Source organism: Corynebacterium frankenforstense DSM 45800 (genome assembly GCF_001941485.1).
Lineage (GTDB): Bacteria > Actinomycetota > Actinomycetes > Mycobacteriales > Mycobacteriaceae > Corynebacterium > Corynebacterium frankenforstense.
Window position 1 is genome coordinate 148604 of sequence record NZ_CP009247.1, and the last position, 24555, is coordinate 173158.

Consider the following 24555-nt stretch of genomic DNA (forward strand, 5'->3'; position numbering starts at 1 on the left):
CCCTCAGGCCGCGGCGGTCACACCGTCGGCGACCTCGACCGGGTCGCGCAGCAGCTTGTCCAGTGCGACGGCGCGCGCGATGGCGACCACGATCTCGCGGTGGCCGGGGATCATGCGCAGCTCGACGTCGTTGCCCACGCGGCCGCGCACCGTCTTGGCGAAGGTCCGCGGCGCGCGCGGGTCGGCCGTCAGCGCGCTGCCGGCCAGGACCAGGGTGTCCGGGTGGTGGCGCGCGATGAGTGCGGCGCACATGTCGCCGAGCAGCCGGGCGCGTTCGTCGAGCAGCGCGCGCAGCTCCCTGGAGTGCTCGGCGCGGCTCACCGCGTCCTCGAGCGACATCGTGCCCAGCCCCGCCGCGGCGACGGTCTCGAGGAAGCCCTGGGTGCTCAGCCGCTCCTCGGCGGTGGTGGGCAGCCCGGGCCCGGGTGCGGGCGCGGGCAGCGAGCTGAGCTGGGTGACCCCGGTGGCGTGGGTGACCGCGGCGCTGATCGAGTCGTCGGCGAAGAGCGCGAGCGTGCGCGGCGGCTCGTCGCCGGCCGCCGGCAGGTTGGCCGACTGGGTCTCCGAGCCGAGGATGGCGGGCACGGCCGCGGAGACGGTCACCGGCACGTCGAAGTGGTAGCGCAGCCGCCCGGCGAAGTCGACGCCGTGCCAGCCGAGGTTGGGCGCGTCGACGATCCCGCGCTCGGTGACCCGCCCCGAGGTGGTCACACCGAGTGCGCCGAGCGGGGCGTCGACCCCGGCGGTGAGCCGGTTGATGCCGGCGACGAGGTGCTCGAGGAAGTCGGAGTCCTCGTGCTCGGAGACCTTGATCTTCAGGTCCAGGTCGCGCAGGCGGCGGCCCTCGGCGTCGTACAGTCCCAGGTACGTCGAGGAGGTGCCCACGGCCGCGCCGACGAAGACCGCCGGGAAGTCGGCCGGCTCCAGCGGCGTGGTGGGCCTCCCCGGCCCCTCGGAGACCGCCAGGTCGGCGCGCGCCCGGATCAGGCCGGCGTTGATCAGCGCGGTCACGGCGCGCGTGATCGTCGGCTGGGACAGTCCGGTGGCCTCGATGAGCTCGGGGCGGGTGCGTGCCCTGCGCAGACGGATCAGGTGCAGGCACTTCGCCGCAGGGGACTGCGGGCGGGCGAAAGCTGTGGTGCCTGGACGACGGTGCATGAGTTCACAATAAACCCGTATAGACAAAGTTGTCCAAAAAATCCCCCCTGATCTGTACCGCTCGGTCTAATACGGGCGTTCCCCACCAGCTCGCACGCCCGGGGATCCACCATCGGTTTCACCCGGATCGGGGTAAAGGTACAGGAAATTGCCGACGTCCCGTCCGTCCCCCGGGTGCGGTACCCGCGCCGTCGGGCGCGTGGCGGGCGCGCGGCGGCGCGCCCGGGCCCCGCCGGCGCGGCGCGCCGACGCCGCGCGTGTCAGCCGACGGCGTCCCGCACGGCGTCGTAAAGCAGCGGCAGCCCGTGGGCGGCGGTGGTCGACAGCGACACCGCGGCCAGCCCGGTCAGCTCGGTCGGCTGCGGGGTGACCTCGATGATCACGGCGCCGGACTGCGCGGCGAGCACCGGCAGCCCGGCCGCGGGGTAGACCACGCCCGAGGTGCCGACGACGACCATCACGTCCGCGCGCCGCGCCCAGCGCTCGGCGGCGTCCCACTCGTCGTGGGGCAGCGCCTCGCCGAACCACACGACCCCGGGACGGATGAGGTTGCCGCAGCGCGGGCAGGTCGGCGGGGTGGCGCGCTCCACCGGTTCGACGGGGATGTCGCCGTCGTGGATGCCGCGGTAGGGCCGCGCGCAGATGGTGCAGCGGAAGTCGAAGAGCGAGCCGTGCAGGTGGGCGACGTCGCGCGCGCCGGCACGCTCGTGCAGGTTGTCGATGTTCTGGGTGGTCACGTGCACCTGGCCGGGGCCCTCGGCCTGCCAGTCGGCCACCGCGACGTGCCCGGCGTTGGGTGCGGCGTCCAGCGACTTGCGCGCGCGCCACAGGTACCAGGCCCACATCGGCTCCGGGTCGCGCGCCCAGGCGTCGATGCTGGCCAGCGCGGTGGGGTCGACGTTCTCCCACAGGCCGGTGCCTGCGTCGCGGAAGGTGTCCAGGCCGGAGTCGGCGGACATGCCCGCCCCGGTGAAGACCTCGATACGCAGGTCGTGGTGGGGGTCGGCGGCGGGGACGGTGGCGGCCGCGTCGGTGGCGCCGGCTGTGCCGGAGTGTGCCCCGGCGGCCGCGGCGATGAGCTCCGCGGCGCGCGCGATGTCCGCGTCGAGGGTGTCTGAGTTGTGCACCGGTTGCTCCTTTATCTCTTCGCTGTGCCTTCGACGCTACCGGCGCCCGCGCGGGCGCGCGCGGGAACCACGCCGGAAATTCCAGGTCAGGCGCTAATTTTCCACGGGTGGCCCCGCCCCGGGGCTGGGGGCTAGACTGTCCGCTTATGAGTTCTCCGACTGCGCTGAGCTCCTCGGACGAGGCATCCCGGGAGCCTTCCCTGCTCGACGCCGCCTGTGAGGCGTTCGTGGCCGACCTCGCGGAGCTGTCTCCGACGTGGGCCACCGAGTGGGGCCTGCCCGGCCACGACGGCGAGCTGCAGGACTTCTCCCCGGAGTACTACGACGCCCTGGGCGAGCGGACCCGCGAGATGGTCATGGACGTCGACGCCTTCGACGAGGCCACCGACAGCTCCGATGACGAGGACGACTTCGACGACGTCGACCAGGTCACCGCCGCCGCGCTGCGCGACCGGCTGGGCGTCTTCCTCGACCGCCACCACCACGCCGAGGACCTGCGCGACCTCAACGTCATCGAGTCGCCGGTGCAGACGATCCGCGACTCGTTCCTGCTCATGCCGCACGAGACGGCCGAGGACCTCGAGGCCGTGCGCGCGCGCCTGGCCAAGGTGCCCGCCGCCCTCGACGGCTACCGCACCTCGCTGGACGACGCCGCCGGCCACGGCCTGGTCGCCCCGCTGCGCCAGGTCGACGCCGTCAACACCCAGTGCGAGGAGCTGGCCGACACCGGCTCCGTCTTCGAGGGCCTGGGCCTGGACCCCGACTCGCGCGAGGTCACCGCCGCCAAGGAGGCCTTCGGCGAGTTCGCCGACTGGCTCAACGAGCACCTCGCCCCGGTCGCCCCGCACTCCGACGCGGTGGGCCGCGACCGCTTCGAGCTGTTCTCCCACGACCACCTCGGCGACGTGGTCGACCTCGACGAGGCCTACACCTGGTCGCTCGAGCGCATCGCGGAGCTGCGCGCCCGCCAGGAGGAGGTCGCCGCCGAGCTATACGGCGCCGGCACCACCGTGCGCCAGGCGATGCACCAGCTGAACCAGGACGAGCACTACACGATCAACGGCACCGAGGCGCTCCAGGAGTGGATGCAGGGCGTGGCCGACCAGGCCATCGTGCACCTCGACGGCACCGAGGTCGACTTGCCCGACGAGATCAAGACCATCGAGTGCCGCATCGACCCGGCCGGCACCGGCGGCATCTTCTACACCCCGCCGTCCGACGACTTCCTGCGCCCGGGGCGCATGTGGTGGTCGGTGCCGGAGGAGCAGAAGACCTTCCACATGTGGCAGGAGCTCTCGACCGTCTTCCACGAGGGCGTGCCCGGCCACCACCTGCAGATCGGCATCGGTCTGGCGGAGTCCTCGCTGAACCTGTGGCGCCGCTCGGTGACCTGGATCGCCGGCCACGGCGAGGGCTGGGCGCTCTACGCCGAGCAGCTCATGGCCGACCTGGGCTACTGCGACGACCCCGGCTTCCGCATGGGGCTTCTCGACGCCCAACGTCTGCGCGCCGCGCGCGTGGCGCTGGACATCGGCGTGCACCTGGGCAAGAAGACGCCGGACGGCGGGGTGTGGGACTCCTCCTACGCCAAGACCTTCCTGCGCGAGAACACCGCGATGGCCGAGCCGAACCTGGTCTTCGAGCTCGACCGCCTGCTCGGCTGGCCCGGCCAGGGCTCGGCCTACGCGCTCGGCGAGCGCATGTGGCGGGAGCTGCGTGACGACGCCCTCGATCAGGGCATGACGCTGGGCCAGTTCCACAACGAGGCGCTGCGCCGCGGCTCGATCCCGATGTCCGTGCTGCGCGAGGATCTGCTGGACTGAGGCCGAGCGGCGGGGTTGCTCGGCCGGGGGATCGACGGGGCCGCGGCGTTTAGGGGGCGAACCCGCCCTGGACGACCATCGCGCCGGCGAACATCACCCCGAAGACGATCGGGTCGGCGAAGATCGTGGCCACCGCGGCGATACCGAGCCCGAGGCGGCGCTCCCGCACCGCGGTGAGGAGGCCGAAGACGCCGACCGCCGCCCCGGCGATCCACATGACCACCGTCAGCCAGGAGTTGCCGTCCCGGAAGAACCAGGTGAGCACGCTGGCGGCGAACACGATGCCGATGAGCGCCCACGCGAGGCGGGTGTGCGAGCGGGATTTTGGCTCTGGAAGCAGCGGTGCCACACTGGAACCCCTTTCATGGCGGCTTCGAGGTAGATACGCTCTTTGGAAGCGATATTCGTGTACTCGCCACGCAATTCTTTAAGGCGCCGTGTAAAGGCGTGGTCGCAATCGCAGGTCGGGGTGTTTTTCGCCAGACACAGGTCATGCTGCTTGCAGGCTTCGTCTGGAAGCTGCAAAGCGGGCGCTTTGCTCATTGAGTGGGCAAGTATGGACATGTTCCCTACCTTTAAGTTTCGGCAGGCAAAAGTCACTGTCTCTTATGCGTTGAACGATGTCAAGGTCTTGGTGGGGAAAATCGCCAATTATCTAAATCGCATGTAAAACATAGCAAATGTTCAGGGTAGGTTTATGGTTTGATAATCGCTTTTATGGTCACTAGTAATCTATTTTCGTAGAAGCCGCAGGATCTGCGGCAGCCAAGCCGCCAGCAGCAGCACCGCGACCAGGCGCAGGATCTGAAAGGTGATCACCTCGGAGCCCGCCCCGCCTTCGGCGGAGAGCGCGAGGACCGTCTCGAGCGCGCCGGGCGTGGTGGCCAGGTAGCCCTCGAAGTGGGTGACCCCCGTCCACAGCGCGGCGAGGACGCCCGCGCCGGCGCAGACGGCCATCATGAAGACGATGTAGGCCACCGTCACCGGCAGCTGGCGGGCGAAGAGCTTCAGCGTCGGCACCGACAGCGCGCCGCCGGCGATCCAGCCGATGGACAGGAACGCCATGACCGCGAAGACCATCGGCGGCTCGAAGCTGATCGAGTCCGGGGTGACCCAGCTGCCGATCACGGCCAGCAGCATCGGGCAGAGCACGCCGGCGGCCGGGATCTTCAGCTTCTGGCCGATGGGGTCGCCGAACATGGCGGCGGAGACGATGAGCACGGCGGCCAGCAGATTGAAGTGGAAGTCCGCGCCGATGGCGTGGCCGCCCTCGGCCGGCGGGGTCAGCAGGTGCGCGACGGCCGGCAGGGTGACCGAGACGATGAGCAGGCGCAGGTACTGCACGAGGGCGACGTAGCGGTAGTCCGCGCCGATCTCGTCGGCCAGCGCGGGCATGGTCGACGCCCCGCCGGGCAGCATGGAGAGCATCGCGGTCTCGGTGGAGATCTCCTTCTCCGAGCGGCCCAGCAGGATGCCGCCGCCCACCCCGGCGCCCACGGTCACCGCCCCGAAGACGGCCGCGGGGATCAGGGTGCCGGCGATCTCGCCGAGGGAGACGCCGACGATCGGCATCGCGGCCAGGATGCCGATGATGCCGCGGCCGAAGCGCCGGTAGTACTTGTTGACCTGCAGGTCGTGGCCGGTGCCGAGGGCCACGGTGCCGGAGACGACGATGGCGGCCAGAATCCAGCCGGCGGGCACGTTCCAGCGGTCGAAGAGCCAGCCCAGCCCGATCGAGGCCGGCACGACGAACAGCCAGCGCAAGGGGCTGTCGGGGCGGGTGAGAGCCATCGGAGTTGTGGGCCTCCTCTCTGTGGTGCGGTCCCGATCCTAGTGGGGCACCCACCGGGCCTAGGCTGAAAGGGCGGGGCACATCCTGCCCCGAGAAAAGACGCGGGACGATCAGCGAGAGGAGACCCGCGCGTGCTCTTCCTCGGACTCTCGGCGGAGGCGCTGGCCGTGCTCGCGGGCGGCGCGCTCGTGGCCGGCTGGGTCGACGCCGTCGTCGGCGGCGGGGGCCTGATCCTCATCCCGCTGATCATGGCCGTCGCCCCGGAGCTCGCACCGGCGGTCGCGGTGGCCACCAACAAGGTCGCCGTCATCTGCGGCACCGGCTCGGCGGCGGTGACGCTGATGCGCAAGGCCCGCCCGCCCGTGCAGCTGCTGCGCTACTACCTGCCCGTGGCGGTTATCTGCGCGATGGCGGGGGCGGCGACGACCTCGCTGGTGCCCGCCGAGGTGATGCGCCCGCTGGTCATCGTGCTCATGCTGGCCGCAGGTCTCGTCGTGGCGGCCAACCCCGCCCTGGGCCGGGAGACCTCCGCCCCCTTGCCCGGGCGGGCACGCCGGCTCCTCGCCCTGGTGGCGCTGGCCGTGCTCTGCTACTACGACGGCATGTTCGGCCCCGGCAGCGGCGTGTTCTTCATCATGATCTTCGCCGGCATCCTCGCCCGCGACTTCCTGGCCTCGGCCGCCCTGGCCAAGACCGTCAACACGGCCACCGCGGTCGGCGGCCTGGCCGTCTTCATCGTCACCGGCCACGTCGCCTGGGGCCTGGCGCTGGTCCTCGCGGCGGCCAACGTCGTCGGAGCGCAGCTCGGCGCGCGCACCGTCATCGCCGGCGGCACCCGCTTCCTGCGCGCCGCGCTGCTGGTGGTCGTGGTGGTCATGGGCGGCTACCTGGCCTGGCAGCAGTGGGGCTGACAGGCCGGGCCCGCTCAGCGCGCCCGCCGCGCCCGGCTCACATCCGCTTCTTCGTGCGCGCGGTCGCCGTCGCAGACCACGGGTCCTCCGGCCACGGGTGCTTCGGGTAGCGCCCGCGCATCTCGGCGCGCACCTGCGCGTAGGGCCCGGACCAGAAGCTCTCCAGGTCGTCGGTGACGGCCAGGTCGCGCCCGGCCGGCGAGAGCAGCCGGAACTGCACGGGCACCCCGGCGCACCGGGGCGACTCCGCCAGCCCGAAGCACTCCTGCAGCTTGACGCGCACCACGGGCCGGCCGGTGGAGTAGTCCACCCGCGGGTGCGAGCCGCTGGGCACCTCGAGGCGCTGGGGTGCGAGCTCGTCCATGCGGGTCGCCTCGGGCCAGGGCAGCAGACGCTGCAGGGCGTCGAAGAGGTCGATCTTCCCCGGCGGGGTGCCGCGGGCGGCCTTCTGGATCTCCGGGGCCAGCCACACCTCCGGCTCCGCGGTCTCCGGGTCGGGCCACGGCTCGCCGACCCGCTCGTGCAGGAACGCCAGCCGGTCGCGCAGCGCGGCGGCCTTCTCGCCGAGGCGGAACATGCCGGTGCCCTCCTCGCGCACCGCGGCGGCGACGGCCTCGGCGGCCCGCTCCGGCGGCACGGTGGTCGGGGTGACCGCGAGCTCGATGGCCCCGGCCCGGCGCACCGCCCGCCCGCGCAGCTTCCCGTCGGCGAAGTCGGCGCGCAGCTCCTCGGTCACCCCGATGATCTCCAGGGCGTCGGCCTCGTCGATGCGCGCCGCCGAGCGGATCGTCGCGCCGGCCCGCCCGGCCCGCCCCGGTGTACCCGATCGGGTGACCTCGCCGACGGCCAGCCACTCCGCCCCGCTCAGCCCGGTGTCCCCGGGCAGCACCGCCCGGGTTCCCGAGGCCAGCAGGTACTCCCCGCCGCCCTCGCGGCGGGCGATGCGCTCGGGGAAGGCCAGGCCCACGGCCACCCCGTCGCTTGCCGACGTCGCGCCGCGCCTGTCGCCGCCCTTCTTGCGGTGGGCGGTATCCCCGGCGTCGGCGGCTGCGCCGCCGGCGCCCCGCGCGCCGACGGCGCGCAGGCGGGCGACCTCCCGCGACGGTGCGCTCGCGCGCCCCAGGTCGCCCGACGCGCCGTCGGAAAGCGCGGCGAGCACCTCGGCCGCCGACGGCCCGGCGGTCAGCAGCGCACGGCCCAGGCGCGGGTCGAGCGGCAGGTCGGCGAGCCGGCGGCCGAGCTCGGTGGGCCGGCCCTCGGCGTCGACGGCGTGCAGGGCGCGCAGGGTCTCCTCGGCGGCGGCGATCGCGGCCGGCTGCGGCTCGCTGACCAGGGCGAGGCCCTCGCCGCGCGGGGTGCCCCAGCAGGCCATCCAGAGCGCGGCCTGGGTCAGGTCGGCGGTGTCGATCTCCGGGGTGACGTGGGCGTCGAAGTGGCGCAGGTCGTCGGAGGTGAAGGCGCGCAGCACGGTGCCGGGGCCCTCACGCCCGGCGCGGCCGGCGCGCTGCTCGGCCGTCGAGCGCGCCTCCGAGACCGTGACCAGCCCGGACATGCCGCGCCCGGAGTCGCGGCGCGGCACACGCGACAGCCCCGAGTCGACGACGGTGCGCACCCCGGGCACGGTCACCGAGGACTCGGCGACGGCGGTGGAGACGACCACGCGCGCAGGGCCGGTGCCGTCGAGGGCGGCGTCCTGGGCGGCGCGCTCGAGGCGGCCGTGCAGGGGCAGCGCCCGGGTGCGGCAGGCGGCGACGGTCTGCTCGACCTCGCGGGCGCCGGGCACGAAGACCAGCGCGGAGTGCCCGGACTTCTCGACGGCCGCGTCCGCCAGAGCGGCCAGGTGGGCCCAGAAGGCGTCGCGGGAGCGCCGGTCGGCGGCCATGCGCCCGGGGTGCGGGTGGTAGCTGGTCTCGAGCGGGTGGGTCACCGCCGGGGTGGAGACGACCGGGGCCTCGCCGAGCAGCTCGGAGAAGCGCGTGGTGTCCAGGGTGGCGGACATGACGACCAGGTCGAGGTCCTCGCGCAGGGCGGCCAGCTCCGCGGAGAAGGCCAGCGCGAGGTCGGTGTCGAGCTCGCGCTCGTGGACCTCGTCGATGACCACGGCGCCGACCTCGGGCAGCTCGGGGTCGGAGAGCAGCATGCGCACCAGCACCGCCGGGGTGACGAACTCGACGGCCGAGCCGGCCTGCGAGTCGCCGCGCACGCGGTGGCCGACCGCCCTGGCGTTGCCGGAGAGGTGGTGCAGACGGCGGGCGGCGGCGCGCACGGCCACGCGCCGCGGGGCGGTGACGATGGTCTTGAGCGGGGCGGTGCCGGTCCCGGCGGCCGCGGTGTCCGCGGCCTCGGCGTCGGCGTCCCCGGCGCGGCGGGCGAGCAGGTCGGCGACCAGCGGCGGGACCAGCGTGGTCTTACCGGTGCCGGGCGGGGCCTCGACCACGGCGCGGTGGTGGGCCTCGAGGGCCTCGGCGATCTCCGGCAGCGCGCCGGTGACGGGCAGACCTGCGCCGATGGCGTCGAGATCGAAGGGGCTGGCGGGGATGTTCATGGCCTGTCCCAGGGTAGCCGGGGCGCCGCGCCTGCCGCGCACACGGAAAGACCGGGTGCCCCGCCGCGGTGGCGGAGCGCCCGGTCAGTCGCGCAGGAAAGGTGAGGGCTTAGAAGATGCCCTTGTTCTTGCGGCCCATGTGGTCGAAGGTGTGCTCGCGGGAGTCGACGTCCTGGTCGTTGGACGTGGTCTCGTCACCGTCGATGCGGCCGGTCTGGGTGACCGTGATGTAGTTCTTCAGGCGACCCTCCTTGGTCTGGCCGTCGCCGAAGTTCAGGTTGGCCAGCAGGGCGGTGTCACCCGAGTTGATCGGGTTGGAGAGGGTGACCTCGAAGGAGCGGACGCCCTTCTCGGCGTCGAAGCCCAGGTCACGGGTGTAGGCACCGTTGAACCAGCCCGGGGTGATCAGGCGGTCGACGCCCTCGGGGCCCTCGGCGGTGTGCACGTCGATGCGGAAGCGGGTGGCCATGTTGTCCTGGAAGTAGCGCTTGTCGCCGACGTTCTTGACGCGCAGGGCGACCAGGCCGGCGAAGCCGGCGGACTTACCGGCGGCCACGGTGAAGTAGGGCTCCAGGTCGTAGTCGGCCTTGGCCTCGTTCTCGGTGGCCTCGTCCTCGGCAGCCGCCTCGTCGGTGGCGTCCTCGGTGGTCTCCTCGTCGGTCGCCTCGTTCTCGGCGGCCTCGTCCTCAGCGGCCTCCTCGTCGGCGGCCTCGTTCTCAGCGGCGTTCTCGTCCAGCACGGTCTCACCGTCGGCGGGCAGGTCGCCCTCCGGGTCGGTGGCGGTCTCCGGCTCGATCTCCGGCTCGGCGTCGGTGCCCTCCTCGACCTCCGGGTCGGCGACGGAGGTGTCGACCTCCGGGTCGACCTCGGTGTTCCCGTCGGTGGCCACGGCATCGGCGTCGGCCTCGGCGACCTCGTCGGTCACGTCCTCGGTCTGGGTGGACTCGTCGACGCCCTCGGTCTGGGTGGACGCGTCGGCGGTCTTGTCCTCGTCAGCCTCGTCGGCGGTGCCCATCCAGGAGTCGGAGGCGTTCTTGTAGAGCTTGACCTCGACCTCGTTCTTCATCGGGGCGAAGACGCGCCACGGGGTCGGGGTGGACCAGGTGCCGTTCGGGCGGCAGTACTGCTGGGTGCCGTCCAGGTTGATGGTGCGGAAGCCGTAGGTGGCCTCACCGGTGTGGCCGGCGGGGACGTCGTACGGCCCGATCTGCTGACCGGCCTCCCAGCTCAGGGAGTAGGAGAACTCGCCGCCGATCTGCTCGGTGATGGTCTTGGCGATGCCGATGGAGCCCTCGGAGCCGTCCTGGCTGTGGGAGCCGCCGAGGTTGATGGAGGTCTCGTCGGTGCGGTCGCCCTTGATGGACAGGGAGACGGTCTGCGACTTCGACAGGTTCTGGGTCAGCGGGATGGTGTTCTTCGACTTGTTCGTCGCCGAGATGGTGCCGGCCGGCGAGAAGTCGTCGGTGACCTTGTAGACCACGGTGCGGTAGTCCTCACCGGAGTTGCACACGGGGCGCGGGTTGAGGACGTTGGCCTTGATGTGGTCCGAGCCGTGCGTGGTGTGGACGATCGGCAGGTCCGGGTTCAGGGCCGGGGTCTCGGGGTAGGTCTCGTGGAAGGTGTCGGCACCGGCGGTCGGGGCGATGATGCCCGTGGCCGCGACGGAGGCGGCAGCCAGCCACGTGCAGACGCGACGGGTCAGTTTCATGGAATTTTTCTCCTGGTGTGAGAGGTGTTGCGGTGAGAGATACCGGGGGCAAAGCCACGCCGGGAATGAAAATCGAATCCGTGGGAGCTGAACAGCGTCCTACGGGCCGCTGTGAATGGTGACGCCGGGCCCGCCGCCGCGCAACAGCTTCGTCTGCGAAAGTTTTACCACCGTATGCAACTTTCGGCCCCGTAGGTAAGACCGTTCCCCCTGATAGTCGCCCCGCCGATGGAATGAAGAGCATTCATAAGTCATGAAATGAAATACCCTAATCCAGGGGTATCTAATTCATCTACTCCGGTCGCATGTGTCACTGTGGGTGTCTGATCGGGGACGCGTCAACCATCACCGGGGGTAGCGTACTGTCGCCCTGGAACCTTTTTGGAGAATGTTGAACGATTTCTGTATCTACCCTGTGAACTGCGGAAACGCCGGTACCCCGGGAGGGTATTCGCATTTTTCGGACCCGTCGGCCCGCCGGGCGGGGGTAGTGCGAGGCGGCGAGGCGTTGTCTCTACCTCAGATCATGCGGATTCGCTAATCGGAGGCGGTCAGACGTCCCGCTCGCCCCGGCCGCCGCACTCATCCGCCCGCCGCGCCCCGCCTCGGCACCGGGCCACACCGCCGCTCAGGCGAAGGGCTCGACCGGGCTGCCCTCGTCGAGCTGCACGCGCTCGCGGCGCTCCGGGTCGCACTCACGGATCACCCGGGCCGGCGTGCCGACGGCGATGCAGTTCGCCGGCAGGGAACGCGTCACCGTGGAACCCGCACCCACGGTGGTGCCGTCGCCGATCTCGACGCCGGGAAGCACCGTCACGCCCGCGCCGAGCCACACGTCGGAGCCGAGGCGCACCGACGCCGCACGTTCCCAGCCGCCGCGGCGCATCGCGACGTCGTCAGTCGGGTGCGTGGGCGTGATCAGCTGGCAGTTCGGCCCGATCATGGTGCGGTCGCCGACGGTGACCTCCGCCGAGGAGAGGATCGTGACCCCGAAGTTGATGAAGACGTCGCGGCCGAGGTGGACGTTCTCGCCGAACTCGATGCGCGCGGGCGCGAAGAGCGTGGTCTCGGCGTGGTCGGCGCGCGTGACCTCGCGGATGATCTCACGGCCGCGCGCGAGGTCGGTGTTGGCCAGCTCGTTGAACTCGCGCATCAGCTCGGCGGTGCGGTGCTGCTCGGCGGCGATGTCCTCGCCGTGGGTGAGGTACCAGGCGCCGGAGCGCATCCGGGCCATCGATGAATAGGCTTGGGCGTCGAAGTCGGACATGACCCCATCGTGCCAGGAGGTGAGTGCCCGTGCCCACGCTTTTCGACGCCGCCGGCCTGCCCCGCCCGCCCCGCGAACTCGCCCCGGGCGCGGTGCACCTGCCGGGCTTCCTCGACGCGCGACAGCAGTCCGCGCTGGTCACGCAGGCGCGAGAGATCGCCCGCTCGGTCGCCGGCACCCCGGTGGCCATGGCGCGCCCGCGCACGCGCACGGGGCGGATGAGCGTGCACATCCTCTCGCTCGGGCGGCACTGGGCGACCAACCCGTACCGCTACGTGCGCGAGTTCGAGGGGGTGCCCGTGCCCCCGATTCCCGCCAACTACCAGGAGATTGTCGACGCCGTGCTGGTCGCCGCGGGCGGGCGCTCCGCGGCGTTGGCGCCCTGGGCCGGGCGCATGCGCGCCGAGGTCGCGCTGGTCAACTACTACCCGCCGGGCTCGCGGATGGGCCTGCACGTCGACGCCGACGAGGTCGCCGAGGCGCCCGTGGTCTCGCTCTCGATCGGCGACACCGCGCTCTTCCGGCTCGGGCGGGCCGAGGAGCGCACCGGGCCCTTCGTGGACGTGCCCCTGATCAGCGGCGACGCCTTCGTCTTCGGCGGGCCGGCGCGCAGGGCCTTTCACGGCATCACACAGGTCGAGGACGGCACCGCGCCCGCGCACGCGGGACTGAAGGAGGGGCGCATCAACATCACGATCCGGCAGGTGGACTACTAGGCGCGGGGTCGGCTGCGGTCCGGCGTCGGTGGTGCGGGCCGCGGGCCCGGGCCGCGGCAGGGGAGTGGCCCGCCCCGGATGTGGGGGCGGGGCGGATCCCGACTGCGCGGCCCCGGCGGCGCTGCCAGAATGGTCCTATGGCTGACAAAGAGATTGCACAGGACGACCAGAGGGTCGCCGTGGTCACCGGCGGCTCCTCCGGCATCGGCGAGGCGACCGCGCGGGCGCTGGCCGGCGACGGCTGGTACGTGATCGTCGCCGCGCGCCGCGTGGACCGCCTGGAGAAGATCGCCGCCGAGATCGGGGGCGGGGCGGTGCGCCTGGACGTCACCGACGACGACTCGGTCGCCGAGTTCGCCGCCCGGATCGACCGGGTGGACCTGCTGGTCAACAACGCCGGCGGCGCCAAGGGCCTCGACCCGGTCAAGGAGGCCGACCTCGAGGACTGGCAGTGGATGTACGAGACGAACGTGCTCGGCACCCTGCGCGTCACCCTGGCGCTGCGCGACAAGCTCGTCGCCTCCGAGGGGCTGATCGTCAACATGGCCTCGGTCGCCGCGCTCAACCCGTACGCGGGCGGCGCCGGCTACAACGCGGCGAAGTTCGGCCTGCGAGCGATGACGCGCGTGCAGCGCATCGAGGAGGCCACCGAGGGCACGAACATCCGCGTCACCGAGATTGACCCGGGGCGGGTGAAGACGGACTTCTCGCTGGTGCGCTTCAAGGGCGACCGGGACAAGGCCGACGCCGTCTACGAGGGCCACCTCAACCTGGGCCCGGAGGACATCGCCGAGGCCGTGCGCTGGGTGGCCTCGCTGCCGGCGCACGTCAACATCGACCGCATCCACATCATGCCGCGTGATCAGGTGTAACCTGCACCACCATGACAGTCGGCTCGATCCTCACCCTGCTGGGCATCTGGGTCGCGGCCATCGTGAGCCCCGGCCCCGACGTCGTGCAGATCACTCGTCAGGGTGCGCGCTCGAAGCGCGCGGGAGTCTGGGCCGCACTCGGGGTGATGACGGGCAACGCCGGCTGGATCCTGGCGAGCCTGCTGGGCCTTTCGGCCCTGCTCACCGCGCGCCCGGCGCTGCTGGCCTGGCTGCAGCTGATCGGCGGGGCCTACCTGGCCTACCTGGGCGTCAGCTCCATCCGCGGCGGCCTGGCCACCCGCCGCCAGGCCGCCCGGGCCGTGCACGCCGACCACCCCTCGGGGCCCCGGGACTCCGTCACGCCTGAGGCCCCGCCGAAGCGCACCGACGCGGACCCGACCGCCGGGCAGGCGTGGCGGGCCGGCTTCACCACCAACCTGGCCAACCCGAAGGCCGTCCTCTTCTTCGGCGCGGTCTTCGCGCAGTTCATCGAGCCCGGCATGAGCTGGGGGATCACGGCGTTCATCGCGGTGCTGCTCATCGCGGTGGGCCTGGCCTGGTTCGTCAGCTTCGCCCTGGCCGTGCGCGCGTTCTCGGCGCGCATCGCGGAGAACTCCGCGGTCATCGACATCGTCACCGGCGCGATCTTCTGTCTGCTCGCCGCGGTGATGATCTTCGAGGGCGCCGTCGGGCTGCTCGGCGGATAGGCCTGCCCGCGGGCCGCACCCGCCCCACCCGTCCGCCCCGTCCGCGCGGCCGCCCGTCCCGCCCGCCCGTTAGACTCGTGCGCATGCAGGACGTTGAGGTTCCCGTCTCCGGCGGGTCGATCAAACTGGGTCAGTTCATCAAGCTCGCCGGCCTCGTGGCCACGGGCGGGGAGGCCAAGGCCGTCATCTCCGAGGGCCTGGTCACCGTCAACGGCGAGACCGACACGCGCCGCGGGCGCCACCTCGCCATCGGCGACCGGGTCTGCGTGGCCGAGGCCTGCGCCGTGGTCGCCGAGGACGACGGCGAGGACGACTACTTCGACGAGGCCACCGCTGACGACGACTTCGACCCCGAGAAGTGGAGGAACATGTAGATGCCCGCGTTCAACGCCCAGGGCGGCATGCCCTACTGGATCGACCTGAACACCCCCGAGCCCGAGGCCGCGGCCCGCTTCTACACCGGGCTGCTGAACTGGCAGGTCAACGAGGAGGTCGAGGGCTCCGGCTACCTCGTCGCCCGCGTGCAGGGCCTGCCGGTGGCGGGCCTGATCCCCGCCACCGGCGGCGCGACGACGTGGGTGACCTACTTCCTCGCCGACGACCTCGAGGCGCAGCTGGACCGCATCGGCGAGCTCGGCGGCACGGTCCTCGCCGGGCCCACCGACGCCCAGATCGGGCGCATGGGCGTCGCCGCCGACCCGAACGGCGCGCTCTTCGGCCTGGTCGAACCGCGCGGCGAGGACGCCTTCGTCGCCGGCGGCGAGCCCGGCTGCGCCGTCTGGCACGAGTTGACCTGCACCTCCGGCTTCGATAAGGCGCTCGACTTCTACACCGGCCTCTTCGGCTGGCAGTCCGCCACCGTCGGCGGCGAGGGCACCGACCTGCCGCGCTACGGCACGCTGCTCGCCGACTCCGCCCCCTTCGCCGGCCTCCGCGACGCCGCCGGCCACTTCCCCGAGGGCGTGCCCGGTTTCTGGCAGACCTTCCTGGGTGTGCTCGACGTCGACACGGCCGCCGCGCGCGTGCCCGAGCTCGGCGGCGAGGTCATCCAGGGCCCCTTCGACGCCGAGTTCGGCCGCCTGCTCATCATCGCCGACCCCACCGGCGCGACGGTGACGCTCTGCGAGGTCGAGGAGTACGAGGAGCTCGACATCCAGGAGGGCAACGACGTCTTCGAGGCCCTGCGCGCGCAGGGCCTGGGCTAGTTTGCTTGACGACGCCGCGCCCGACTCGCCCTTGGCGTTGGACGACGTCACCGACGCCGTCCTCGCAGTAGTCGACAAGATCCCGGCAGGCCGGGTGGCCAGCTACGGCGCGGTCGGTGCGGCCGCCGGCACCACCGCGCGCCGGGCGGGCCGCGCGATGCGCACCCACGGCCACCTGACCGCCTGGTGGCGGGTGGTGCGCGCGGACGGCACCTCGCCGGTGGGGGAGCGGGCACGTGTCCACTGGGACGAGGAGGGCATCCCGTACACGGTGACCCGCACCCGCGAGGGCGCGCGTTACCGCGTGGATATGCGTTGGGCGGGTCTGCGACCGGGAGAAATTTAGCCTCGACATCAACATGTGCCGTCAGCTAAGTTAGGCATTGACGCCACCTGTTACGACAGGATCGGAAGGGAACCCCGGGATGCCAGCCGGACGACTGGACCCGGGGTTGCCGCATTTTAATGTGCAGGTTTAGAGCCTTACGAAGTCGTGATGTCTAGCACAACGGTGTCCCGGACCTGATCCCAGAACTTGGGCTCGCCGAGTTGCGCCGCATTCAGCGCCCCCAAGACGGCATCGGGGATCCATAGCAAAGGTTCGTCTTTGCCGCGTAGGTGGGAGAGCCGCAGATTCTTCGCTTGATTGCGTGCCTGGAGGGCAACGATGTGGCGAATATCTTTCGCGTCCTGTGCCTGCTGACGACATTCGAGGGAGACATCTTGGACATCCATCGACGCAAGCTCGTAGTAGAGCCGTTCGAGACACTTCCGGCGAGATCTCTCCTCTTTGGCAGGGACTTCGCTCCAATGAGTCACGATGGTGAGCATCGACCCGGTAGCGGCGACCTGTCGTGAAATCTGATCGCGGCGGGGAGGACTCTCGTCTCTCCAATGAAGTTTGCTTTGGCCCGGCAGGAGAAGAGGACGAAGGACATCACGTGCTGCTTCGAGTTCAGTTGTAGCTAGGAGAGCCGCTCCGATTCGGTACGCCTGTCGACCAGAAGGCATCTGAATGATCGACTCATCTGCGAACGCGACGTAACCGGAGCCCATAGGCGGCATCGTAATGGGGGGGGCGCGACGAGGCGACGCGGTTGACGTGCGCGGCGACCTCGCGGGTCTAGACTGAGTTTCCATGAGGAACACCCAGCGCACAGCCAGTTCCGCCGCAGCTCTCCTGCTCGCCGTGGGCGTCGCCGTCTCCGCTCAGCCTGTCGCCTCGGCCCTGCCGCTCGGGGCGACCCCGCCGCGCACCCAGGCCTCGGTCCAGGTGCAGAACGGCCCGCGCCTGGCCACCCCGAACGCCGACGAGCCGCGCCCGGCGCTCTCGCTGTCGAAGCTGTACCTCGGCCACTGGGTCCTCCACCACGGCGCGCCGGGCGACGCCGCACGCGTCGAGCAGATGATCCGCTTCTCCGACGACCGCATCGCCAGCGAACTCGACGCGCGCTACCCGCAGGCCATCGACGAGACGGCCGACTGGTTCGGGCTGCCCAACACCCACCGCAACGGTTTCTGGGGCAACTCGGTGACCTCGGCCAATGACCTGACGCGCTTCCTCGACGCGACCCGCAGTGACCCCGTCGCCGCTCCGATGTTCCGCGGCATGGAGACCGCCGCCCCGGTGGCCGCCGACGGCTACCGCCAGGACTACGGCACCGCGACCGTTCCCGGCGTGACCGGCACCAAGTTCGGCTGGTCGGACGACCGCCGCAGCGTGCACGCGACCGCCTCGATCGCCCCGGGCGTGGTGCTCGCGGCCAACACCTACGGCACCCGCGAGGCCCACACCGCAGACGTGCACGCCGCGCTGCCCGCGGGCCTGCCGCAGCTGCCCGGCGCCCCGTCCGGCCAGCTGTCGATCGACCTGGGCTCCTCGGCGATCCCCGCGGTCAGCGGCGCCGAGCTCAAGGCGCGCCTGGCTTGCCACGACCCGTACAACCTGCGCGCCGGCATCGTCGACGCCTGGCTGATCCCGGTCCAGATCGCCGACGCGATCCCGGCCTGCTGATCAGGCGGCGGGAGTCCGGCCGCGATCGCCGGAGTGAGAAAGTCTCACTGAGAAAGTCAGAGTGAAACCACAGTGAGAGTCTCATTGTGGTTGCCAGAGTGCAAACAGAGTGTGAAAGTTTCACACTCTGGGGCGGACGACGGTGGTTTATCCGGGAGTCTCGCCTGGAGGTCGTGAAGCCGGATAGTTCCCTTGTGCAGGTACTTCCTCGGCTATTTGGTCGCCTGCCCTGAGGCTTCGTGCGGTATGGGCGCTCACTTTAAAAGTTGTACTGACTCATTGTAAAAGTATGACTCTGGTTGTACTCTGGCGATATGGACTGGACCGCGGACAAGGTGCGTGCAGCCGTCGAGGACATGCGGCGCTACGGTGACGACTTCGTCTCGGTGGAAGCCAAACGCGCAGACGGGGGACTGCCCGAGAGTCTCTCGGAGACAGTGTGCGCTTTTGCGAACATGCCGGGCGGGGGCGTCATTCTGCTCGGAGTCGACCAGCATGACGGTTTCGCCATCTCCGGTGTCCGCCAACCCAATGTGCTCGCTCAGGGCCTGGTCGACAGGACCCGTGCCACGGTGGATCCCGCGCCCCATGTAGTGACGAGCTCAGTGGAGATCGAGGGCGTCAGCGTCGTGGTCGCGGAAGTTCGACCGGTCCACCCGAGTCTGCGCCCCGCAGAGGTGGATGGTGTCGCGTACCTGCGTCAGGGCGACGGCGATTACCAGATGAACGCCAATGACCTGCGTCTTCTCGAGATCGACAAGCTGCTGTTCAGGGAGCAGGTGCCCGGCGAGCTACGGCCGGTGGCCGGCACTTCGAGAGAAGACCTCGATGGCGACCTGACCGGCGCTTACCTGGGCAGCATCCGACGGCGCAGCAGGCGTCTCGGGGCTTTGTCCTCCGATGACGATCTTCTTCGCACAGTCGGAGTCCTGACAAAGGACGGGGAACTGACGGTCGCCGGCCTCTACGGACTCGGCTACTACCCGCAGGGACGGTTGCCTTCGCTGTCTGTGACCGCGGCGGTGCGTCTCGATCGGGGGCGGGGACCGGCGCGAACCCGGAATCTGACTCACTTCGAGGGACCCGTGCCGCAGATGCTCACTGACGTGGTGGACTGGATCGCCGCGAACACCGGTACCGAGCAGGCCTACCGCGAGGACGGACACATGGAGCAGCGCCCGGAGTTCCCCGGGCGGGCGATCCGCGAGCTTGTGGCCAATGCCCTGGTCCACCGGGATCTCGGCCCGGCGTCCCTCGATGAGCCGGGCCGACACGTCGACGTCCGGGTCCACAACGACCGAATGGTGATCACCAGCCCGGGCGGTCTGCGTGGCGTGTCGGTTGAGCAGCTGGAGAGCACCGAGGTCCACACCGCTGAGGTCAACCAGCGTCTCTATCAGCTGATGAAGTACGCCGTCACCCCTGACGGTTCCCGCGTGGTCGAGGGAGAGGGCGGCGGAATCCGGGAGATGTTCGACTCCGTGCGTGAGGCGGGGTTGGCCAGGCCCAGGCTCTTCGACAACGGCGTGAAATTCACCGTCATGCTGCCCAGGAAACGACGGTTCACCGCCGACGACGAGAAGGCTCTGGAGCGGCGTTTCCCCGGCACTGATCTCTCGGCGATCCAGAAGACGGTCATTCTGGCCGGCGACGCCGGAGAGACGTGGACCCCGGAGCGGGTAGTCGAGGAGTTCTCGCCGCTGGACCGGGAAAGCGCTCGAAGGGAGATCGAGTGGTTGCGGGAACACGGTTACCTGGAGACGGCATCGACCCCGCTGAGCCCGGCAAATGACCGCGATACCGGTCCGTCTTCGAGCTTCCCGCAGGAACAGTCCGCTGGGCCTGACGAGCAGCCGGTACCGTCCTCGACCGGCCGAGGGATCGATCGGATCCCCACCAACCAGCAGCTCGTCATGGAGGCGTTGGTCGCCGGCCCGCTGAACTTCGCCGGCATCGTGGACGGCACCGGGCTGACTCAGGGGCAGGCGCGCTACGCGGTGAACAAACTGATCGAAGCCGAAGCCATAGAAATGGTCGGCGGCCAAGGCAGCCGCCGGACCTTCTACCGGGTCAAACCCGAAAGCTGACCCGGCTCCCGCCTACTTCCCCTCGCGCGGGGTGACCTCGCGCAGGTAGTCGGCGACCTGCTGCACCTTCTTGCGCGCCACCGCCGGCGTCTGGATGCGGTGCCGGGCGACGAGCTCGCTCACGGTGATCTGCGCGGCGTCGTCAATCCCCTCCGGGCGGGCGGCGATCTCGTCCTGTAGGCCGATCTGCGCCAGCGTCGGCGCCCACTCGGACGGGGCGGGAAGCTCGGCGCCGTCACGCACGGCGTCGGGAAGCTTGGCCACGCTGCCCAGGTCCGGGAACGTCAGCACCAGGGCGTCGGCACGCGCGCCGGCGAGCACCGCCAGCGCGCCACCCGAGGAGTAACCCCACACCGTGACCGTCTTCGCGCCCTGCGCGCGGGCGTGGTCGATGCACGCCTCGACGGCGGAGACCATCTCCGGGACCGTGTGCTCGGGGGCGAGCGGGTAGTCGAGGTCGATGATCGTCGTGCCCGAGAGCACCGCCGCGGCCGCGACCTCGGGGCGCCACTGCATCTCCATCGCCTCGCCGGCGCCGCGCCACCAGCCGCCCGAGTGCAGCGAGACGGCCCACGCGCCCGTCGGCTCCGGCGGCACGAAGGCGGCGGCGTTCAGCTCGGGGAGCTCCTCGACCGTGGCCGGGGTGCCGAAGGCCACGCCCGGCATCGAGTGGTCCAGGCCCGCGCCCAGCATCAGCATGCCCGCGTGGGTCAGGCGGTCCGGCAGCAGCGCGGTCCACTTGTCGGCCGGCTCCGGGTCGCCGTCGCCGCCGGCCCACGGCGGGGTGAACGGCGGCAGCGGGTAGTGCGCGTCGATGTAGGAGCCGATCTGCTCGAGCTGCTCCTCCTCGGTCGGGGTGCGGTCGACCCCGCCGACGTGGAAGGCCGCGCGCTCGGCGGCGTCGATCTCCGCCTCCGTGCGCTGGTCAGCCTGCTTTTCGAGGTCCTGGTCGTGCTCGTGGGATGCGTCGTTCATGGGCCCCAGTCTAAGTCGGCCTCACAGCCGGTTGTGGTACATAAGGAGGAGAAAGCGTGCTGAATCGCCTCGAAGGGCAGGAGCGAGCCATGAGCGGAACCGCGCACATCTACGACGCCGAGCTGAACCCCACCAAGGAAGACCTGGCCCGCCGCTTCGCCGGCTTCGACGAGGTCGTCGGGTCCTGGCGGCTGGTCGACCCCGACGACCAGGTCGGCATCGAGATCCTCGTCGGCCGCGACTTCTACGGCCGCGTGCTCCAGCTGCCCGTGACCTACCGGCCGATCGAGGACGCGCTCGACGAGGGCGTGACCTTCACCGAGATGGACCACAGCGAACTCGGCCGACGCGCGGTCACCATGGCCACCGCCGACCCGGTCGCGGTGCGCGAGATGATCCGCGCGATCCTTACCGGCGACACCTCGGCGGACTTCTCGCTGGGCAGCCCCGTGCTCACCGCGCACGGCAGCGGCTGCGTGGCCGACGACCCGATCAGCGAGGTCGGCGAGGTGGAGGTGCGTGAGTGCACCCGTCAGCGCGCCTCCGGCGTGGCGCTTGTCGACGGCGCGCACAGGAACTTCGTGCTGCGTATCGCCGCTCAGCCCGGCCCGGCCCGCCCCTCGAGCACCGGGTACCAGACGCCGAAGCTGCGGCTGACGACCACGGCGCCCGAGCTCTTCGGTGACTCCGAGGTCGTGCTGGCCGACCTGTACTGGATGGGGTAGGGGCCCAGGGGCCGGTGTGATTTCCGGGGCGCCGGCACGGTTTTACCGACCCAGGGTCGGTAAGCGATTTCGCCCGATTCTGTGACCTGCGGGTTTAGTGGGCCCATTTCGGGTTTACCGACCCGGACCCGGTAAAACCCCGGCGGCCCGGGTGCCCGGCGCCCTGCGGAGCGGCCGGGCGAGCGGGCTGAGCCGCCCGAACCGGCCGCTCCGTCCCCGGCGCCCCGGCCCGACTCAGTTCAGCGGCTCGAGCCGCCCGACGGCGTGGATGACCTCGGGCTTCTTCGCCGAGCGCAGCTGCAGCCCCCAGCCGGAACCGGTCGCGGAGACGGCGGTCGACCCGCCGGTCGACACGCCAGCCGCCCCCGCACCGTCCGCATCCCGGTCGGCCGTGAACGCGACCTTCGAGGGCAGCCGCACCGGCTTGCTGAACTCCACCTCGAAGCGCGCGGCCTCGGGCACCAGGCCCTCCATCCCGGCGAGCATCGCGGCGGCCGACCACATGCCGTGGGCGATGGTGCTCGGGAACCCGAAGGCCTTCGCGCCCACCTTGGAGACGTGGATCGGGTTCTTGTCCCCGCTGGCCTCGGCGTACGCGGAGATCGTGTCCTGGGTGACCCGCACGAAGGCGGGGTTGGCCGCAGGCTCCCCGGCGGCCTTGACCGTGGAGTCGGCCGCGGCGGGCAGCCCCTCGGTCTTGGCGCCCTTGCCCAGGAAGCCGGAGACCTGCCGCCAGACCACCTCGTCGCCCTCGGCGGGCACGGTGATCTCGGTGACCATGTCGATGAGCATGCCCGCGCGGTGGGCGCGCGGGTTCTCGGCGCGCACGCGGATGTCGAGCGCCTCGCCGACGTGCAGCGGCCGGGTCTGCTCGATGGCGTTGGTCAGGTGGACCACGCCGACGGCGCCGAAGGGGAAGCCCTTCGAGTTCATCACCTTGATGGCCAGCGGGAACGCCAGCACGTAGGGGTAGGTCGCGGGCAGCTCCTCGCCGAAGCGCAGGCCGGTGGTGCGGCAGTACTCGGCCAGGTGCGCGGTGTCGGGGACCACGCCGTGGACCTCGAAGCGCTCGGCCGGGATCTCCCGCGCTCCGGCGCCACCGGCACCGGCGCCAGAACGGGCGCCCGAACCAGAGCCGGAACCGCCGGCACCCGATCCCTTCTTCAGCGCACCCAGCCCGGGCACCATCCCGCCGAGCGCCGCGCGGTACTCGCCCATCAGGTCGGGGACGGCAGCGAGCTTCGTGTAACCGTTGGTCGCAGCAGCCATGTTCTTACGCCCCCATCATGTTCTGGCCGCACACGCGCACGGTGTTGCCGCTGACCGCGGACGACGCCGGGGCGGCGAAGTACGCGATGGTCTCGGCGACGTCGACGGTCTGGCCGCCCTGCTGCAGCGAGTTGATGCGCCGGCCGACCTCGCGCGGGCCGAGCGGCATCGCGGCGGTCATGGCGGTCTCGATGAAGCCGGGGGCCACGGCGTTGACGGTCAGGCCGGCGCCGGTCTCGGCGAACTTGCCGGAGAGCGCGTCGACCAGCCCGATCACGCCGGCCTTGGTGGTCGCGTAGTTGGTCTGGCCGCGGTTGCCGGAGATGCCGGCCATCGAGGAGACACCGACCACGCGCGCGGAGTCGGAGAGCGCACCGGCCTCGAGCAGGGCCTCGGTGATGCGCACCGGGGCGACGAGGTTGATGTTCTGCACCATCTTCCACTGGCCCTCGTTCATGTTGGCCAACAGCTTGTCGCGGGTGACACCGGCGTTGTGCACGATGGTGTCGATCGGGGCGTCGAAGCGCTCGCGCACGTGCTCGGCGATGACCTCGGCGGCGTTGTCGGCGGTCACGTCGAGCGGCAGCGCGGTGCCCTTGACCTTGTTGGCGGTGTTGGTCAGGCCCTCACCGGCGGCGGGGATGTCGACGCAGACCACGCGCGCGCCGTCGCGGGCGAGCACCTCGGCGATGGTCGCGCCGATGCCGCGGGCGGCACCGGTGACCACGGCGACGCGCCCCTCGAGCGGGCGCTCCCAGTCGGCGGGCTCCTCGGCGGCCTGCGCGCCGACGCGGATGACCTGCCCGTCGACGAAGGCGGACTTGCCGGAGAGCAGGAAGCGCAGCGTGGAGGCCAGCGGGGTGAGTCCGCTTGCCGACGCCGCGTGCGCCCCGCCCTCGCCGGTTCCCGCACCCGTGGCGGCGGACCCGGCGCCGAGCGCCGGGTCGGTGTAGACGAGCTGGCAGGTGGCGCCTCGGCGCAGCTCCTTGGCCAGCGAGCGGGTGAATCCCTCGAGGGCGCGCTGGGCGATGCGCTCGTCGATGTCCGCGGTGGCCTCGGGGGTGGTGCCGAGGACGACGAGGCGGGCGCAGGGGGTGACCTTGCGCAGCTGCGGGTGGAAGAAGTCGTAGAGGGCCTCGAGGTCCTCGGGGCGGGTGATGCCGGTGGCGTCGAAGACGAGGGCGGCGCGCTTGGTGTCGGCCTCGGCGGAGAGGTACTGGTAGTCGCCGCCGAGCAGGTCGCGCAGGCCGCCGGCCAGCCGGCCGTCGCCGCCGATGACGACGGGGCCGTCGAGGGCGGGCTCGCCCGGGGCGTGGCGGCGCAGCTTCTCGCCCTGCGGCACGCCGGCCTTGGCGGCGAGCGGGGAGTTGATGAACTGTTCGAGCAGTCCGGACTTCGGCATGGTGTTGGCTCCCTTGGTCGGTGGTGCTGTACTCGTGTGGAGTCGGACCCGGCGGTCCTGGACCCAGGTGGTTTCTGTCTTGCAGGTGTCGGTGCACGGTGCAGCGTGCGGCGCCCGGGCGGGCCCGGGGCACCGGTGGCGCTGCACGGTTCGGCTACACCGTAGCAGCGGTATGTGTGGCGCAAGCCAAATCAAAAAAGAAAAGTTGCACATGCCACGTCGGAGTGTGCGATCATTCCCCGGGAACGCCCG

22 protein-coding genes are annotated in these 24555 nt (G+C 71.1%); 11 read left to right on the forward strand and 11 right to left on the reverse strand.

Annotated features, from left to right (window positions below):
- Window positions 1-3 precede the first annotated feature (3 nt).
- The gene (locus CFRA_RS00595; protein WP_075663017.1) at window positions 4-1158 is read right to left on the reverse strand and encodes an ROK family transcriptional regulator; all 1155 of its coding nucleotides are present in this window, start codon (window positions 1156-1158) and stop codon (window positions 4-6) included.
- A 260-nt stretch (window positions 1159-1418) separates the two neighbouring features.
- A complete protein-coding gene (locus tag CFRA_RS00600; RefSeq protein WP_075664766.1) occupies window positions 1419-2147 on the reverse strand; it encodes an NAD-dependent deacylase in 729 nt (242 codons plus the stop codon).
- A gap of 284 nt (window positions 2148-2431) precedes the next feature.
- Here CFRA_RS00600 and CFRA_RS00605 point away from each other — a divergent pair, with 284 nt between their 5' ends.
- Complete coding sequence (locus CFRA_RS00605) at window positions 2432-4108, forward strand: DUF885 domain-containing protein (protein ID WP_075663018.1); 1677 nt, start codon at window positions 2432-2434, stop codon at window positions 4106-4108.
- Window positions 4109-4157: 49 nt separating this feature from the next.
- Here CFRA_RS00605 and CFRA_RS00610 read toward each other — a convergent pair whose 3' ends face one another.
- Window positions 4158-4457 carry a hypothetical protein gene (locus tag CFRA_RS00610; RefSeq protein ID WP_075663019.1) on the reverse strand — a complete coding sequence of 100 codons (300 nt, stop codon included), beginning with the start codon at window positions 4455-4457 and terminating at the stop codon, window positions 4158-4160.
- 383 nt (window positions 4458-4840) lie between these two features.
- Window positions 4841-5899, reverse strand: coding sequence for an AbrB family transcriptional regulator (locus CFRA_RS00615; protein ID WP_075663020.1), 1059 nt, complete (start codon window positions 5897-5899; stop codon window positions 4841-4843).
- 132 nt (window positions 5900-6031) lie between these two features.
- Between CFRA_RS00615 and CFRA_RS00620 the strand changes: the two genes are divergently transcribed.
- Window positions 6032-6811: a TSUP family transporter gene (locus CFRA_RS00620; protein ID WP_075663021.1), complete on the forward strand. Its 780-nt coding sequence runs from the start codon at window positions 6032-6034 to the stop codon at window positions 6809-6811.
- 37 nt (window positions 6812-6848) lie between these two features.
- Here the strand turns inward: CFRA_RS00620 and hrpB are convergent, their stop codons facing one another.
- From hrpB to CFRA_RS00635, 3 genes are all read right to left on the reverse strand, one after another.
- Window positions 6849-9356: an ATP-dependent helicase HrpB gene (gene hrpB, locus CFRA_RS00625; protein ID WP_075663022.1), complete on the reverse strand. Its 2508-nt coding sequence runs from the start codon at window positions 9354-9356 to the stop codon at window positions 6849-6851.
- 109 nt (window positions 9357-9465) lie between these two features.
- A complete protein-coding gene (locus CFRA_RS11705) occupies window positions 9466-11064 on the reverse strand; it encodes a hypothetical protein (RefSeq protein WP_075663023.1) in 1599 nt (532 codons plus the stop codon).
- 628 nt (window positions 11065-11692) lie between these two features.
- Window positions 11693-12331: a sugar O-acetyltransferase gene (locus tag CFRA_RS00635; RefSeq protein ID WP_075663024.1), complete on the reverse strand. Its 639-nt coding sequence runs from the start codon at window positions 12329-12331 to the stop codon at window positions 11693-11695.
- A 29-nt stretch (window positions 12332-12360) separates the two neighbouring features.
- On the opposite strand from CFRA_RS00635, the gene CFRA_RS00640 reads away from it, so the two are divergent.
- The 6 genes from CFRA_RS00640 (at window position 12361) to CFRA_RS00665 (ending at window position 16177) form a co-directional block, all read left to right on the forward strand.
- A complete protein-coding gene (locus CFRA_RS00640; protein ID WP_075663025.1) occupies window positions 12361-13047 on the forward strand; it encodes an alpha-ketoglutarate-dependent dioxygenase AlkB in 687 nt (228 codons plus the stop codon).
- Window positions 13048-13184: 137 nt separating this feature from the next.
- Entirely contained in the window at window positions 13185-13919 is a 735-nt protein-coding gene (locus tag CFRA_RS00645; RefSeq protein ID WP_075663026.1) for an SDR family NAD(P)-dependent oxidoreductase, read from the forward strand.
- An 11-nt stretch (window positions 13920-13930) separates the two neighbouring features.
- Window positions 13931-14626 carry a LysE family translocator gene (locus tag CFRA_RS00650; protein ID WP_075663027.1) on the forward strand — a complete coding sequence of 232 codons (696 nt, stop codon included), beginning with the start codon at window positions 13931-13933 and terminating at the stop codon, window positions 14624-14626.
- An 83-nt stretch (window positions 14627-14709) separates the two neighbouring features.
- Window positions 14710-15000, forward strand: coding sequence for an RNA-binding S4 domain-containing protein (locus CFRA_RS00655; protein WP_075663028.1), 291 nt, complete (start codon window positions 14710-14712; stop codon window positions 14998-15000).
- Window positions 15001-15831 (forward strand): VOC family protein, encoded by an 831-nt coding sequence (locus CFRA_RS00660; protein ID WP_075663029.1) that lies wholly within the window; start codon window positions 15001-15003, stop codon window positions 15829-15831.
- A gap of 1 nt (window position 15832) precedes the next feature.
- A complete protein-coding gene (locus tag CFRA_RS00665) occupies window positions 15833-16177 on the forward strand; it encodes an MGMT family protein (RefSeq protein WP_083666739.1) in 345 nt (114 codons plus the stop codon).
- 137 nt (window positions 16178-16314) lie between these two features.
- Here the strand turns inward: CFRA_RS00665 and CFRA_RS00670 are convergent, their stop codons facing one another.
- Entirely contained in the window at window positions 16315-16887 is a 573-nt protein-coding gene (locus CFRA_RS00670) for a hypothetical protein (protein ID WP_169842154.1), read from the reverse strand.
- Between the two features lie 82 nt (window positions 16888-16969).
- On the opposite strand from CFRA_RS00670, the gene CFRA_RS00675 reads away from it, so the two are divergent.
- Both CFRA_RS00675 and CFRA_RS00680 read left to right on the forward strand, forming a co-directional pair.
- Entirely contained in the window at window positions 16970-17845 is an 876-nt protein-coding gene (locus tag CFRA_RS00675) for a hypothetical protein (protein ID WP_075663030.1), read from the forward strand.
- Window positions 17846-18159: 314 nt separating this feature from the next.
- Window positions 18160-19932, forward strand: a complete 1773-nt coding sequence (locus CFRA_RS00680) for an ATP-binding protein (protein ID WP_083666740.1) — start codon at window positions 18160-18162, stop codon at window positions 19930-19932.
- Window positions 19933-19944: 12 nt separating this feature from the next.
- Here CFRA_RS00680 and CFRA_RS00685 read toward each other — a convergent pair whose 3' ends face one another.
- A complete protein-coding gene (locus CFRA_RS00685; RefSeq protein WP_075663031.1) occupies window positions 19945-20907 on the reverse strand; it encodes an alpha/beta hydrolase in 963 nt (320 codons plus the stop codon).
- Window positions 20908-20996: 89 nt separating this feature from the next.
- Between CFRA_RS00685 and CFRA_RS00690 the strand changes: the two genes are divergently transcribed.
- Window positions 20997-21632 (forward strand): CG0192 family protein, encoded by a 636-nt coding sequence (locus CFRA_RS00690; RefSeq protein WP_075663032.1) that lies wholly within the window; start codon window positions 20997-20999, stop codon window positions 21630-21632.
- Between the two features lie 234 nt (window positions 21633-21866).
- Here CFRA_RS00690 and CFRA_RS00695 read toward each other — a convergent pair whose 3' ends face one another.
- Both CFRA_RS00695 and CFRA_RS00700 read right to left on the reverse strand, forming a co-directional pair.
- Window positions 21867-22901, reverse strand: a complete 1035-nt coding sequence (locus tag CFRA_RS00695) for a MaoC/PaaZ C-terminal domain-containing protein (protein WP_075663033.1) — start codon at window positions 22899-22901, stop codon at window positions 21867-21869.
- Between the two features lie 4 nt (window positions 22902-22905).
- Window positions 22906-24303 (reverse strand): 3-oxoacyl-ACP reductase, encoded by a 1398-nt coding sequence (locus CFRA_RS00700; RefSeq protein ID WP_075663034.1) that lies wholly within the window; start codon window positions 24301-24303, stop codon window positions 22906-22908.
- Between the last annotated feature and the right edge of the window lie 252 nt (window positions 24304-24555).

Coding starts and splice junctions, on each gene's coding strand:
- CFRA_RS00685 (WP_075663031.1), bottom strand. CDS start 20,907: ATGAACGACGCATCCCACGAGCACGACCAGGACCTCGAAAAGCAGGCT.
- CFRA_RS00660 (WP_075663029.1), top strand. CDS start 15,001: ATGCCCGCGTTCAACGCCCAGGGCGGCATGCCCTACTGGATCGACCTG.
- CFRA_RS00635 (WP_075663024.1), bottom strand. CDS start 12,331: ATGTCCGACTTCGACGCCCAAGCCTATTCATCGATGGCCCGGATGCGC.
- CFRA_RS00700 (WP_075663034.1), bottom strand. CDS start 24,303: ATGCCGAAGTCCGGACTGCTCGAACAGTTCATCAACTCCCCGCTCGCC.
- hrpB (WP_075663022.1), bottom strand. CDS start 9,356: ATGAACATCCCCGCCAGCCCCTTCGATCTCGACGCCATCGGCGCAGGT.
- CFRA_RS11705 (WP_075663023.1), bottom strand. CDS start 11,064: ATGAAACTGACCCGTCGCGTCTGCACGTGGCTGGCTGCCGCCTCCGTC.
- CFRA_RS00670 (WP_169842154.1), bottom strand. CDS start 16,887: ATGGGCTCCGGTTACGTCGCGTTCGCAGATGAGTCGATCATTCAGATG.
- CFRA_RS00695 (WP_075663033.1), bottom strand. CDS start 22,901: ATGGCTGCTGCGACCAACGGTTACACGAAGCTCGCTGCCGTCCCCGAC.
- CFRA_RS00605 (WP_075663018.1), top strand. CDS start 2,432: ATGAGTTCTCCGACTGCGCTGAGCTCCTCGGACGAGGCATCCCGGGAG.
- CFRA_RS00615 (WP_075663020.1), bottom strand. CDS start 5,899: ATGGCTCTCACCCGCCCCGACAGCCCCTTGCGCTGGCTGTTCGTCGTG.
- CFRA_RS00595 (WP_075663017.1), bottom strand. CDS start 1,158: ATGCACCGTCGTCCAGGCACCACAGCTTTCGCCCGCCCGCAGTCCCCT.
- CFRA_RS00650 (WP_075663027.1), top strand. CDS start 13,931: ATGACAGTCGGCTCGATCCTCACCCTGCTGGGCATCTGGGTCGCGGCC.
- CFRA_RS00655 (WP_075663028.1), top strand. CDS start 14,710: ATGCAGGACGTTGAGGTTCCCGTCTCCGGCGGGTCGATCAAACTGGGT.
- CFRA_RS00690 (WP_075663032.1), top strand. CDS start 20,997: ATGAGCGGAACCGCGCACATCTACGACGCCGAGCTGAACCCCACCAAG.
- CFRA_RS00680 (WP_083666740.1), top strand. CDS start 18,160: ATGGACTGGACCGCGGACAAGGTGCGTGCAGCCGTCGAGGACATGCGG.
- CFRA_RS00675 (WP_075663030.1), top strand. CDS start 16,970: ATGAGGAACACCCAGCGCACAGCCAGTTCCGCCGCAGCTCTCCTGCTC.
- CFRA_RS00645 (WP_075663026.1), top strand. CDS start 13,185: ATGGCTGACAAAGAGATTGCACAGGACGACCAGAGGGTCGCCGTGGTC.